7 protein-coding genes are annotated in these 13,984 nt (G+C 72.7%); all 7 read left to right on the top strand.

The genetic code is table 11. The annotated features are described in order from the left end of the window. Positions 1 to 4 precede the first annotated feature (4 nt). On the top strand, positions 5 to 568 hold the full coding sequence (pth, locus tag DQ237_RS15565) for an aminoacyl-tRNA hydrolase (RefSeq protein WP_240619672.1): 564 nt from the start codon (positions 5 to 7) through the stop codon (positions 566 to 568). 193 nt (positions 569 to 761) lie between these two features. Next, positions 762 to 2,267: a sugar transferase gene (locus DQ237_RS15570; protein ID WP_113801047.1), complete on the top strand. Its 1,506-nt coding sequence runs from the start codon at positions 762 to 764 to the stop codon at positions 2,265 to 2,267. 152 nt (positions 2,268 to 2,419) lie between these two features. Beyond that, positions 2,420 to 3,670: a DUF1972 domain-containing protein gene (locus DQ237_RS15575; protein ID WP_113801048.1), complete on the top strand. Its 1,251-nt coding sequence runs from the start codon at positions 2,420 to 2,422 to the stop codon at positions 3,668 to 3,670. Then, positions 3,667 to 4,431, top strand: coding sequence for a CDP-alcohol phosphatidyltransferase family protein (locus tag DQ237_RS15580; protein ID WP_113801049.1), 765 nt, complete (start codon positions 3,667 to 3,669; stop codon positions 4,429 to 4,431). Before DQ237_RS15575 ends, DQ237_RS15580 begins: the two co-directional genes overlap by 4 nt. Further along, positions 4,428 to 5,087 carry a hypothetical protein gene (locus tag DQ237_RS15585; protein WP_113801050.1) on the top strand — a complete coding sequence of 220 codons (660 nt, stop codon included), beginning with the start codon at positions 4,428 to 4,430 and terminating at the stop codon, positions 5,085 to 5,087. Before DQ237_RS15580 ends, DQ237_RS15585 begins: the two co-directional genes overlap by 4 nt. A 309-nt stretch (positions 5,088 to 5,396) precedes the next feature. Next, a complete protein-coding gene (locus tag DQ237_RS15590) occupies positions 5,397 to 10,154 on the top strand; it encodes a PKD domain-containing protein (RefSeq protein ID WP_113801051.1) in 4,758 nt (1,585 codons plus the stop codon). Positions 10,155 to 10,389: 235 nt separating this feature from the next. After that, positions 10,390 to 13,932, top strand: coding sequence for a PKD domain-containing protein (locus DQ237_RS15595; protein ID WP_113801052.1), 3,543 nt, complete (start codon positions 10,390 to 10,392; stop codon positions 13,930 to 13,932). Positions 13,933 to 13,984 lie beyond the last annotated feature (52 nt).

Here is a 13,984-nt window from a genome sequence, read left to right on the forward strand (position 1 = left end):
CGTCGTGGGACTGGGCAACCCCGGGCCGCAGTACGCCGGCAACCGGCACAACGTGGGCGCCATGGTCCTCGAGGAGCTCGCCCGCCGCGCGGGCGTCAGGCTCGCTCCCGGCAAGGGTGCGCGATCGCGCGCGGTGTCCGGGGAGGGCCGGCTGGCGGGGCGGCGGGTCGTGCTCGCGGTGCCGTCGACCTACATGAACGAGTCCGGTGGTCCGGTGCGCGGCCTGCTCGACTACCACAAGCTGCCGCCGGAGCAGCTGGTCGTCCTGCACGACGAGCTCGACATCCCGTTCTCCGCCGTCCGGCTCAAGCGGGGCGGGGGAGAGGGCGGGCACAACGGGTTGCGCTCGATCAGCCGCTCGACCGGCACGAAGGACTACCTCCGGGTGCGCGTCGGCATCGGCCGCCCCCCGGGCAGGCAGGATCCTGCCGACTTCGTGCTCAAGGACTTCTCGTCCACCGAGCGCAGGGAGCTCGACCTGCTGGTGGTCGAGGCGGCCGACGCCACCGAGCTCCTGCTGACCGCAGGGCTCGAGGCCGCCCAGAACCAGGTCCACCCGCGCACCTGATCGTCGACGGGCGGGGCCGCCGGGTCCTATCGGGTGAAAGCGTGACGCTCCGTGTTGACGGGAGCCCTGACGCTCTGTGATGGTTGCCGCGCATCTGCACCATCGCGCATCGGAAAGGCGCTGCTCACAGGCGTGTGATATCGCCTGCGGGTACCGATCCGACTACGCTGCGTAACATCGTTCGGGGGGACGCATGCTCTTGGATCGCCAGCAGGCGAGCAACGGGGCGGTGATCCTGCCGGGAGCTCCCGGTGGATCGACCGCTGTCTCCCTGCCGCGTCCCCGTCCGCTCGCCCGCCGCTCCGCACCGGCCTGGGTGCGCTCGTACACCGTCGCCCTGGTCGCGGTGGAGACGCTGATGGCCGCCGCCGCCGGTGCCGCGGTGCTGTTCGGCCGGGCCGCCCCGGTCCCCCCGGGGTCGGCGCTGTTCTGGGCTGCCCTCGCGCTGGTCGTGGCGTGGCCGGTCCTGCTCGGGTGCACCGGCGCCTACGCCGAGCGCGGGTACGGGACCGGGAGCGACGAGTACCGCAGGGTCGCCCGCGCGGGCTTCCTGCTGCTGGCGACGACGAGCTTCGTCTCCTACGTCGGGGCGCTCGACCTCAGCCGCGCGCTGGTGGTCGTGGCCATCCCGCTGCTCACCCTGGCCACGCTGCTCGGCCGGTACGCCGCGCGCGCCCGCCTGCGGGCGCTCCGCGCCCAGGGGCAGTGCACGAAGAAGGTGGTCGTCGTCGGCCGGGGCAGTGCGGTGCTGGAGCTGGTCACGCGGCTGCAGCGCGAGCAGTACGCCGGGCTGGAGGTGGTGGCGGCCGCCGTCACCCCGTCCGACCGGGTCCGGGTCGCCGAGCGGGCCGGCGTGCCCGTCGGCGGTCTCGACGACGTGCTGCTCCTCGCCGAGACGCACGACGCGGACACCATCGCCGTGACCTCCGCGAGCGAGACCGCGGCGCAGTACCTCCGGCAGCTGTCCTGGCAGCTCGAGGGCACCGGCATCGAGCTGCTCGTCGCCCCGGGCCTCATCGAGGTGGCCGGCCCGCGGCTGCACATCCGTCCCTTCGAGGGGCTGCCCCTCCTCGCGGTCGAGCAGCCGTGCTTCGAAGGCTGGCGCCGCGTCGTCAAGGGCGGCGTGGACCGCTGCGTGGCGGCGCTGGCCCTGCTGGCGTTGGCGCCGGCGCTGCTGCTCATCGCGGCGGCGGTCTCCCTGACCAGCGCCGGGCCGGTCCTCTACCGCCAGGAGCGGGTCGGCCTGAACGGTCGCACCTTCACCATGCTCAAGTTCCGGAGCATGGTGGTCGACGCCGATCGCCAGCTGGACGGCCTGCGCGCGGAGAACATCTCCGACGGGCTGTTGTTCAAGCTCCGCACCGACCCCCGCGTGACCCCGGTGGGCCGGCTGCTGCGCCGGCTGTCGCTCGACGAGCTGCCGCAGCTGCTCAACGTGCTCGGTGGCTCGATGTCGCTCGTGGGCCCGCGCCCGCCGCTGCCCGCCGAGGTCGCCCGGTACGACACCTCCGTGAGCCGCCGTCTGCTGGTCAAGCCGGGGCTGACCGGGCTGTGGCAGATCTCCGGGCGGAGCGACCTGTCGTGGGAGGAGTCGGTCCGGCTGGATCTCCGCTACGTCGAGAACTGGTCGCTGGCGCTGGACGCGGTCATCCTCTGGAAGACCGGGCGAGCCGTGCTGTCCCGCTCCGGGGCGTATTGACCCACCTCTTCCGGGCGTCACTCGCACGAGTCACGCCCACCCGAGGATCGGCCCCCGGTGGCCGCGCCGTCGGCGAAGCTCCTGGTGGGAGAGCGTCGAAGCGGTCACCGTCAGGTGACCGGACCGGACGCTCAGGACAGGACGGAGGGGCCATGCGGATCGCCATGGTCGGCACGCGCGGCGTACCCGCTCGGTACGGAGGGTTCGAGACCGCCGTCGAGGAGGTCGGGCGCCGGCTCGCCGAGCGGGGCCACCGGGTGGTCGTCTACTGCCGCAGCACGCCCGGTCAGGCCGAGCGGCCGCAGCGGTACCTGGGCATGGAGCTGGTGCACCTGCCGGCGGCGCGCAAGCGCTCGCTGGAGACCCTGAGCCACTCAGCACTCTCCGTGGCCCACCTCCTGGCGCACCGCACCGACGCGGCCTTCGTGTTCAACGCAGCCAACGCGCCGCTGCTGCCCGCACTGCGTGCGGCGCGCATCCCGGTCGCGACCCACGTGGACGGGCTGGAGTGGAAGCGGGCCAAGTGGGGTCCGATCGGCCAGCGCTACTACCGCATGGCCGAGGCGCTGGCCGTCCGCTGGTCGGACGCGCTGATCGCCGATGCCCAGGGGATCGCCGACTACTACCGGTCGGAGTTCGGGGTGCCCACCACGCTGCTCACCTACGGCGCGCCCATGATCGCCCCGGGCACGGACAAGCTGGCCGAACTGGGGCTCACCCCGGGCGGTTACCACCTCGTCGTGGCGCGCTTCGAGCCGGAGAACCACGTCGACGTCATCGTCGACGGCTACCGGCGCAGCGGCGCCACCAAGCCGCTGGTCGTCGTCGGCTCGGCCCCGTACTCCGACGCCTACACCGCGCGGGTGCACGGGCTGGCCGACGAGCGGGTGCGGTTCCTCGGGGGCGTCTGGGACCAGGACCAGCTCGACCAGCTCTACGCGCACGCCTACACCTACCTGCACGGGCACTCGGTCGGCGGCACCAACCCGTCGCTGCTGCGCGCCATCGGGGCCGGTACGGCGGTGCTCGCCTACGACGTCGACTTCAACCGGGAGGTCATCGAGGACTCCGGCCGCTTCTTCGTGAGCCCCGCGGACGTCGCCGCGCTGGTGGACGCCGCCGAGTCCGACCCGGTGTCGATCCGGCGTTCCGGGGTGCGGGCGCGTGAGCTCGCGAAGGGCTACGACTGGGACGACGTGGCCGCGGGGTACGAGCAGCTCGCCCGCCGGCTCGCCGGCCGCCACGTGCCCGCTCGTCGTCCCTCGGGGCGCCGCTTCCCGGCCGCGACGTCGGTGCCGGCGCCGGTCCCGTTCCCGCGACCGGCCGTGCTGCCGGAGGTGTCGGGGCGGACCGCGATGGGTGCCGGCTCCGAGGTGATCCGGTTCCCGGGAGCCCAGCAGTGACCCTCGCCGACACGGCCCGGCCGGTCCCGGCCCGGGGCGAGAGCCTCCGGACGACGATCGGGCGCCTCTCCGCGGCTCAGAAGGGTGCCACGGGCGCTCCCGCCTACTCGCGGTTCGTGAACCGCAAGGCGGGTCGTGTCCTGGCGGCTCTGGCCTTCCACGCACGGCTGACGCCGAACGCGGTCACCGCTGTGAGTGCGACCTTCACGGCCTCGGCGATCGCCCTGCTCGCACTCGCCCGTCCGTCCTGGCCGGTCGGCGTCGCGGTCTCGGTGCTCCTCGCCGTCGGTTACGCCTTCGACGCGGCCGACGGGCAGCTCGCCCGCCTGCGCGGGGGTGGGTCGCCGGCGGGGGAGTGGCTCGACCACATGGTCGACGCCGCCAAGACCTCGAGCCTCCACCTGGCCCTGCTCGTCGGGCTCTACCGGTCCGAGGCGGTGCCCCGCGGGCCCTGGCTGCTCGTGCCGCTGGGCTTCTGCGTCGTCGCCGCGGTCCTCTTCTTCGGCACGATGCTCAACGAGGCCCTGCGTGAGCGGCACGGGGCGCGCACGCGTGCGGCACGGACCGACCAGCGCCCCAGCATCCTCCGCTCGCTCCTCGTGGTCCCGACCGACTACGGCCTGCTCTGCTGGGTGTTCGTCCTCCTGGGCGCGCCCGCGATCTTCTTCGGCGTGTACACGTTCCTCTTCGCCGCGACTGCCGGGTACCTCGTGCTCGCCTGCGGCAAGTGGTTCCGCGAGATCGGACGGTTGCCCCGATGAGCACTCCCACCGAGACGCCGGCACCCGGTCCGGTCGCGTCGCCGGGCCGTCGACGGCTCCTCCTCGCCCTCGCGGCGGGCGCGCTGGTCGCCGTCCTGGTCGTGGTCGCCGTGCTGCTCGGCGGGGACGACGACGACGACCGGAAGCCGACCTCCGGTGCCTCCAGCACCAGCTCCGCCCCGACCGACACCGCGGTCCCGCCGCCGCTGCCGACCCCGGAGCCGACCGGGCCCACCGAGGACGCCGACGAGCTGCCGGCACCGCTGCCCGAGGCGGCGCTGGACGCGACCGTGGACGCCGGGAACGGCGTCGCCGCCTCCCTGCCCTCCATCCGGGGCATCCAGGGATCGGCCACCGGACCGGGCAACATCGCCGGCCCGGCCGTCCAGGTGACGGTCCGGATCAGCAACGGCTCCGCTGCCGCGATCTCCCTGGGCGGTGTGGCCGTGAACATGTACTACAGCGACGAGCGCACTCCGGCGTCCCCGCTCGACGACCCCTCGCAGCGCCCGTTCGCGGGCATGCTCGACCCCGGGCAGAGCGCGGAGGGCGTCTACGTCTTCAGCGTCCCCGCCGAGGCGCGCGACATGGTGACCGTCGAGGTCGGTTACCAGGCGGGGGCTCCGCTGGTGCTCTTCACCGGCCCCGTCCGCTGAGCCCCGGCCCCGTCCGGGGCCGGCTCCCTCTCCCGCAGGACCCCGACCGGGGTCGGCCGCGTCGTCCGCGGCCGGCCCCGGTCGTCGTCGTACCGGCCCGCAGCGGCCGTCACCTGCCCGAATCGGTCGCAGGAGGACGAGTGTCCGATCACCCATAGTCACGAACCGTCGATGATCGACGGAAGAATGCCCTGGTTGTCACCGAATCGGGCGGTTGCGTCGCAGAGTTTCAGCGCTGATCGTCACTCTAGGTATTCGGGAACCGGTCCGTCTGCGTGACGGTCGGGGATGCGACATGGGGGAAGCGGCATGGAGTCACGCACGGCTGGCGCGTCGACGCGGCTGATCGCGGGAGTGATCGCGCTGCTCCTGTGCGCGGGTGCCCTGGTGCTGGGCGGCACGGCCGCGCGGGCCGACTCCGCACCGCCGACCGCGGCCGCCACCGACCCGACGACCGTCTCGGCCGACCCCCTCCCCACCGTGCAGGTCAACGGTGTCGTGTGGGCGCAGACCGTCGTGGGCACCACGGTCTACGCAGCGGGGTCGTTCACGCGCGCACGCCCCGCGGGGGCTCCTGCCGGCACGCAGGAGGTGGTGCGCAACAATCTCCTGGCCTTCGACATCCGCACCGGGCAGCTGATCGAGTCCTTCGCCCCGGATCTCAACGCCCAGGCGCTGGCGGTCACGCCGTCCCCCGACGGGAAGCGCATCTACGTCGGCGGTGACTTCACCGTCGCCAACGGCCAGCCCCGCAGCAGGGTCGCGGCCTACGACACGGCCACTGGTGCACTCGTCGCGAACTGGTCTCCTGGCGTCAACAGCCAGGTCCGGGCGTTGGCCGCCACCGCATCGACGGTCTACATGGGCGGTTCGCTGACGGCCGTGGGCAGCGTGAGCCGCACGAACCTGGCGGCTGTCGCTGCCGCCAATGGCTCGCTCCTCCCATGGGCGCCGGTTCCGGGCATCGGCCCGACGGATGGGAACAGCCTGCCGCTGTTCGACGCGAACGGCAACGCCATCCCGGGAACCATCGATCCCGTCCGCAACCGGCAGACCTCGTCTGAGGTACTGGCGCTGGTGGTGACCGGGGGCGGTAGCCAGGTCGTCGCCGGCGGTCGCTTCTACACGATGAACGGAGCGCGGGCCTCTGCCGTTGCGGCTCTGGATCCCGTCACCGGCGGCAATCGTCCATTCGCCATCAACCAGGTCGTCACCAACCAGGGCGCCAACTCGGCTGTCTGGAGCCTCTCCACCGACGGTACGGTCGTCTACGGGACTGGCTACGACTACTCGGGACCGGGCAACCTCGAAGGCTCCTTCGCCGTCACGGCGGCCGGAGGTGGGATCCGCTGGATTGCCGACTGTCGGGGTGACACCTACTCCAGCTTCCCGATGAACGGCGCGCTGTACACCGCATCCCACGCGCACCAGTGCATCAACATCGGCGGTTTCCCCGAGCAGGAGCCGAGGGTCTGGAAGCGAGCGACCGCAGTGAGCCTCGCCGCCAATGGCAGGGTCGGCACGGTCACCCAGGGGAACTACAACTTCACGGGCCGCCCGGCTCCGGCGCTCCTCACCTGGTTCCCCGAGTTCGCGCAGGGCACCTACACCAAGCAGTACCAAGCGGGTTGGAGCGTCACCGGTGACGGCCAGTACGTCGTCTACGGCGGAGAGTTCCCCTCGGTGAACGGGCAGGCTCAGCAGGGGCTGGTCAGGTTCGCCATGCCCTCGAAGGCTCCGAACGCGGTCGGGCCCCGCGTGGAGCCCGGGGTGGGCGTCACCTCCGTCGCGGCTGGCGTCTTGCGTGTCAGCTGGAAGGGTGCCAGCGACCTGGACAACCGCTACCTGACCTACCGGGTCTACCGGGACGGTGCCGCAGCGCCGGTCGTGACCTTCACCCGTTCCTCCCAGTGGTGGCAGGTGGCCCCGGTTGCGTGGGCCGACCGTGCCGCCGGTTCGGGTACGCACAGCTACCGCGTCACCGTGAGCGATCCCTACGGCAACACGACCGAGGTGGGCTCGGCCAGCGGCGGCTCGGCGGGCACCGGCCCCTCCCGTCCCTACGCCGAAGCCGTGCACGCCGATGGCGCCACCGACTACTGGCCGATGGGAGAGAGCGCCGGCACGACGGCCTACGACCAGGCGGGGGTCGACGACGCCGTTGCCAGCGGTGGGATCGGCCGCGCTTGGGCGGGTGCGCTCCGAGGAGACACCGACTCCTCGGTCTGGTTCGACGGCGCAACCGGCTACTTCTCGACGCAGGTGCCCCGTCGCGGTCAGAACACGTTCTCCGTCGAGGCGTGGTTCGAGACCCGGACCACCGCCGGCGGCAAGATCATGGGATTCGGAGACCAACGGACTGGGCTGAGCAACAACCACGACCGCCAGCTCTGGCTCGAACCGAACGGGCGGTTGCACTTCGCAGTCTGGCCTGGCACGCCCTTCGAGTTGGTGACCCCCGGTGCCTACAACAACGGCGTCTTCCATCACGCGGTCGCCACCGTCGGGCCGACCGGCATGTCGCTCTACGTCGACGGGAAGCTCATCACGAGCCGTACCGACGCGATCATGGCCCAGGAGATCACCGGGTACTGGCGCATCGGTGGGGACCGGACCTGGTCGGGGTCCCCCTTCTTCAACGGGCGCATCGACGAGGTTGCGGTGTACCCGACGGTGCTGACCGCCGAGCAGGTGGCCCGGCACTACACCATCGCCACCACCGGCACGGCGACCAACGTCGCGCCGACCGCCGTGTTCACCTCTGTGGTCTCCGACCTCACCGCGTCGGTGGACGCCACGGCGACCACCGACCCGGACGGGCGCGTGGTGTCCTTCGCTTGGGACTTCGGTGACGGGTCGGCGGCCACGGGCGTCACGGCGAGCCGCCGTTACGCGTCGCCGGGCACCTACACGGTCACGTTGCGCGCGACCGACGACAAGGGTGCGGTCGGCACCACGACCCGGCAGGTCACCGTCACCGCCCCGCCGGCGAACCAGCCCCCGACGGCCGCCTTCACCACGACTCCGGCCGGCCTCACCGCCTGGGTCGACGCGTCGGGGTCCCGCGATGCCGACGGGACGGTGGCGTCCTACGCATGGGACTTCGGTGACGGATCCACCGGCGCGGGTGCGACGACCTCGCACACGTTCGGCGCGGCGGGCACATACCCGGTGAAGCTGACCGTCACGGACGACGACGGCGCCACGGGGAGCGTCACCCGCCAGGTGACCGTGGCCGCGTCCACCGGGCCGGCCGTCGTCGCCCGGGACGCCTTCGGGCGCACGACGACCAACGGCCTCGGTACCGCGGACATCGGTGGTCCGTGGACCGCGACCGTCGGCGCCGGCCGCCAGTCGGTGACCCCGGGTGTCGCCCAGCTGGCGATGCCCACGGCCGGGAACAACACCGGTGCACACCTGGGCGATGTCGCCCAGACCTCGGCCGATCTGCGCACGTCGTTCACCCTCACGGCGGCGCCCACCGGCGGGGGAACCTACGTGTACGCCATCGGGCGGCGTGCCGGGACGGCTGGTGACTACCGGGTGCGGGTCCGAGTAGCTCCCGACGGTTCGCTGGCGCTGGCGTTGTCCCGCGTCGCCGGCGGCGCGGAGGCCTTCCCGGGCGGGGAGGTCGTGGTCCCGGGCGTCACCTGGGCCCCCGGTGCGACCATCGAGCTGCGCGCCCAGGTGTGGGGCACCGGGACCACCGAGGTGCGCGGCACCGTCTGGCGGCAGGGGACGGCGGAACCGGCGCCCCAGCTGGTGCGTAGCGACACGACCGCGGCGCTCCAGGTCCCCGGGGCAGTGGGACTGGCGGTCTTCCGCCCGACCAGCAACACCGTGGCCTCCGCCGCCCGGTTCACCGGCTTCTCCGTGACGACGGTCCCGACCGGTCCGGCCCCGAACGCGGCGCCGACGGCGGCGTTCACGTCGACGTCGGACGGCCTGGCGCTGTCGGTGGACGGGTCGGGCTCGAGTGACCCGGACGGGACGGTGGCCGGGTTCGCGTGGTCGTTCGGTGACGGCACGAGCGGTGCGGGTGCGACGGCGTCGCACACCTACGGGGCTGCGGGCAGCTATCCGGTGCGGTTGACGGTCACCGACGACGACGGTGCGACCGCGGTGGTCGAGCGCACGGTGACGGTGACGGCGCCGGTGGTGAACCGGGCGCCGACGGCGGCGTTCACGTCGACGTCGGACGGCCTGGCGCTGTCGGTGGACGGGTCGGGCTCGAGTGACCCGGACGGGACGGTGGCCGGGTTCGCGTGGTCGTTCGGTGACGGCACGAGCGGTGCGGGTGCGACGGCGTCGCACACCTACGGGGCTGCGGGCAGCTATCCGGTGCGGTTGACGGTCACCGACGACGACGGTGCGACCGCGGTGGTCGAGCGCACGGTGACGGTGACGGCGCCCGTGGGCCCGCCGCCGGTGGCCCGCGACTCGTTCCGGCGCACGGTCAGCGGTGGTCTCGGGACGGCTGACGTCGGGGGGCCCTGGACCGCCGCGAACGGGGCGACCCGGCAATCCGTGGTCCCCGGCGTCGCGACCCTCGACCTGCCGGCCGCCGGTAACCTGACCGGGGCATACCTCGGCCAGGTCCAGCAGACGTCGGCGGACGTCCTCGCCTCCTTCTCGCTGACGTCGGCGCCCACCGGCGGCGGGGCGTCGGTGTACGTGACCGGGCGCCGGGTGGGCACCAACCAGGAGTACCGCGCGCGGGTGCGCTTCCTCGCCAACGGCACGGTGGGGCTCGCTCTCACCCGCCTCTCCGGCACGGCCACCGAGGTCGTCATCGGCAGCGAGGTGATCGTGCCCGGTCTGACGTATGTGCCCGGCACCGCCCTGCAGGTGCGGGTCCAGGTGTCCGGCACCGGTACGACGCAGCTGGCCGCGAGCGTGTGGAACGCCGGGGACGAGGAGCCCGCGGTCCCGACGATCACCCGGTCGGACACGACCGCGTCGCTCCAGACCGCCGGCGGGTTGGGTGTTGCGGCATATCTGTCCGGAAGCGCCACGCGCGGCACGGCGGTCCGGTTCACCGCCTTCGACGTCGCGCCGGTCGACTGACCGCGGACGGTCCGGGCTCCGCTCCGGAGTCCGGACCGCCCCGCAGCTAGCTCGCTGCAGTGGCCTGAGTACGCTGCGTGAGAACGACCTCCCCTGACCGAGGGAGGGTTGCGCATCGTCACCGGATCGTGTGATTACGCCCGCCGTGTCCGCGTGTCATCGTCACCGTGAGTATCGCTCCAACGGCGTCGTGCGGTGGGGGCGTCGCAGCTCGCAAAGTTTCGGGGGGAACGAAATGAGCACGTCCACGCTGTCCAGCGGTCGGCGCCTCGCGTCGGCGTTCGTGGTCGCGCTGACCGCGGCCGGAACCATGGCACTGCTGCCGGCCGGCGCCGCGCAGGCCGACACCCGACCGCTCGTGCCGTCGGCGGCCACGCCCGTGACGGTCTCGGCCGACGCGCTGCCCACCGTCCAGATCAACGGCGTGGCCTGGTCGCAGGTCGTCGTCGGCAACACCGTCTACGTGGCAGGCAAGTTCACGACCGCCCGCCCGGCCGGTGCGCCTGCCGGCACCCAGGAGGTCGCGCGCACCAACCTCCTGGCGTATGACATCCGCACCGGCACGCTGATCCCGTCCTTCGCGCCGAGCCTCGACGCGCAGGCACTGGTCGTCACCGCCTCGCCGGACGGCTCGCGCATCTACGTCGGTGGTGACTTCACCACCGTCGACGGTCAGACCCGCAAGCGCGTGGCCGCGTTCGACACCGCGAGCGGCACCCTGATCACGAGCTGGGCGCCCGCCGTCCAGAGCCAGGTGCGCGCGATCGCCGCCACCGACGACACCGTCTACCTCGGCGGCAGCATCACTGCCGTCGGCGGTGTCAGCCGCACGCGGCTGGCCGCGGTCCGGGCCTCCGACGGGGGGCTCCTCCCCTGGGCCCCCGTCCCGGGCGCCGCCGCGACCTCCGGCAGCGACCAGGTGATGGCGCTCGTCGTCACCGGTGGCGGCAGCCAGGTCGTGGCCGCCGGCCGCTTCGACTCCCTCAACAGCGTCAAGGCGACCGGGGTCGGGGCGCTCGACGCGACCACCGGCCAGACGAAGCCCTTCGCGATCAACCAGAAGCTGACCAACCAGGGTGCGAACTCTGCGGTGTACAGCCTCAGCACCGACGGGCCGCGTGTCTTCGGTACCGCCTACGACTTCAGCGGGCCGGGCAACCTCGAGGGCAACTTCGTCGTGACGGCCGAGGGTGGCTCGATCCTCGAGATCAACGACTGCCGGGGCGACAGCTACTCCAGCTACCCCAGCGGCGACGTCCTCTACGTCTCCAGCCACGCGCACGACTGCGGCAGCATCGGTGGCTTCCCGGAGCAGAACCCCCGGGTCAACAAGTTCGGCAACGCCTTCACGATCAAGCCGACCGGCACGGTGGGCTCCCGGACGATCAAGAACAGCAACTTCCGCGGTCTCCCGGCCGGCTCGATGCTGCCCTGGTTCCCGACCATGACGCCCGGCACGTTCACCGGGCAGAGCCAGGCCGGGTGGTCGGTCACCGGCAACGGCCAGTACGTCGTGTTCGGCGGGGAGTTCCCGCGGGTGAACGGCGTCGGGCAGCAGGGCCTGGTGAGGTACGCGCTGCCCAACGCTGCGCCCAACAAGGTCGGTCCCGTCGCCTCGGATGCGCTCACGCCGACCGTCACCGCCGTGGCCGCGGGCACCGCCAAGCTCGCCTGGACGGCCACCAGCGACCAGGACAACGAGAACCTCACCTACCGGGTGTACCGGGACGGCAACACCACGACCCCGGTGTACGAGGTCGTGCAGGCTTCCCAGTGGTGGAAGACGCCGGCCATGTCGTTCACCGACTCGGGTCTCAGTGGCGGGACGCACACCTACCAGGTCGTCGCCGCCGACCCCTTCGGTAACCAGGTCGGCTCCCAGCTCGTCTCCGTCGAGGTGACGGGGGCGGTCCCGACGACCCCGCCGGCGACCGCAGGCAGCTACGTCGACGCCGTCAAGGCCGACGGGGCCACCGGTCACTGGCGTCTGGGCGGGACCACCGGTACCACCGCGGCCGACAGCGTCGGCACCGCCGCCATGAGCGTGGGCACGGGCGTCACCCGTGGGCAGGCCGGTGCGCTCGCCGGCGACACCGACACGGCCTTCGGCTTCAACGGCACCGCGAACGCCGCCCTGTCCACGCAGACCGCGGCGGCCGCTCCGAACACCTTCACCCAGGAGGCGTGGTTCCAGACGGGCTCGACGACCGGCGGCCGCATCCTCGGTTTCGGCAACGCCCGGACGGGGACCAGCACCGCCTTCGACCGCCAGGTGTGGCTCGACGCCCAGGGCAAGGTCAACTTCGGCGTCAACTCCCCGTTCCTCTTCTGGACCCAGAAGAGGGTCGTGACCAGCACCGCCAGCTTCAACGACAACAAGTGGCACCACGTGGCCGCCACGATGGGCTCGTCGGGCATGGCGCTGTACGTGGACGGTCAGCTGGTCGGCTCGCGCACCGACACGAAGACCGGGGAGAGCTACTCCGGCTACCTCCGCGTCGGCAGCGACAAGGCCATGGGGGGCGTGGACACGTTCAACGGCCGTATCGACGAGGTGGCGCTGTACCGGACGGTGCTGAGCGCGCAGCAGGTCGCCGCCCACAACAGCCTGGGCCGCACCGGCAAGCCGGCCAACGTGGCGCCCGCCGCGCGGTTCGGTGCGGTGGCCGACGACCTGGAGGTCGCCTTCGACGGCAGCGCGTCGACCGACCCCGACGGCACCGTGAGCGCGTGGGCCTGGACCTTCGGGGACGGCACCACGGGCAGCGGGCGCACCGTGTCGCACACCTTCCCGGCGGCCGGTACCTACGCCGTGAGCCTGGTCGTCACCGACGACCGCGGTGCGACGGCAACGTTGACGCAGCAGGTGACCGTGGTGGCCAACCAGGCGCCGACCGCCGTCTTCGGTTCTCAGGTGGCCGACCGCCTGGTCGCGCTGGACGCCTCCGCGTCGAGCGACACCGACGGCCGCGTCGCGTCGTACGCGTGGAACTTCGGCGACGGGAGCACCGGCACCGGCGCGACGACGTCGCACACCTACGCCGCCGACGGCACGTACCGGGTGACCCTGACGGTGACCGACGACGACGGGGCGACCGCCGTCAGCACGGCCGACCTCGCGGTCTCCGCGCCGGTGGTGCTCGCCGCCGACGCCTTCGACCGGACGGTGACCGGAGGCCTCGGCACGGCTGATGTCGGTGGTGCCTGGACCACCGCGAACGGGACCACGCGGCTGTCGGTGGCACCGGGCACGGCCACCATGGCGCTCGCCGCGCCGGGCAACCTGACCGGCGCCTACCTGGGTGCGGTGTCTCAGACCAGCGCGGACCTCCGCACGACGGTGTCGCTGTCCGCGGCGCCGACCGGAACCGGGACGGCGGTCTACGTGACCGGACGCCGGGTGGGCGCGAACCTGGAGTACCGGGCCCGCCTGCGTTTCCTCCCGAACGGCACCGTGGGCGTCATGATGAGCCGGCTGGCCGGCTCCAGCACGGAGACGGCGATCGGGTCCGAGGTCATCGTGCCCGGCCTGACGTACACGCCGGGCCAGCAGCTCGAGGTGCGGGTGCGTGCCTGGGGGACCGGTACGACGCAGCTGACCGCCTCGGTCTGGGCGGCGGGCGCCACGGAACCGGGCACCCCGACCGTGAGTCGCTCCGACGCGACCCCCGAGCTGCAGGCCGCCGGTGGAGTGGGTCTGTCGGCCTATCTCTTCGGCAGCGCCACGGCGCCGCTGGACGTGCGGTTCACCGGCTTCTCGGTGACCCAGGTCCGCTGAACCGCTCCCCGGGACCGTCCGCTCGCCGCGGGCGGTCCCGGGGCTGGGCCGG

Origin of the sequence: Blastococcus sp. TF02-8 (assembly GCF_003319175.1) — a bacterium.
Taxonomy (GTDB): Bacteria; Actinomycetota; Actinomycetes; order Mycobacteriales; family Geodermatophilaceae; genus Blastococcus.

What these genes read in the sequence shown, in the direction of transcription:
- DQ237_RS15570 (WP_113801047.1), top strand. Translation starts at nt 762, where the DNA reads ATGCTCTTGGATCGCCAGCAGGCGAGCAACGGGGCGGTGATCCTGCCG.
- DQ237_RS15575 (WP_113801048.1), top strand. Translation starts at nt 2,420, where the DNA reads ATGCGGATCGCCATGGTCGGCACGCGCGGCGTACCCGCTCGGTACGGA.
- DQ237_RS15585 (WP_113801050.1), top strand. Translation starts at nt 4,428, where the DNA reads ATGAGCACTCCCACCGAGACGCCGGCACCCGGTCCGGTCGCGTCGCCG.
- DQ237_RS15590 (WP_113801051.1), top strand. Translation starts at nt 5,397, where the DNA reads ATGGAGTCACGCACGGCTGGCGCGTCGACGCGGCTGATCGCGGGAGTG.
- DQ237_RS15595 (WP_113801052.1), top strand. Translation starts at nt 10,390, where the DNA reads ATGAGCACGTCCACGCTGTCCAGCGGTCGGCGCCTCGCGTCGGCGTTC.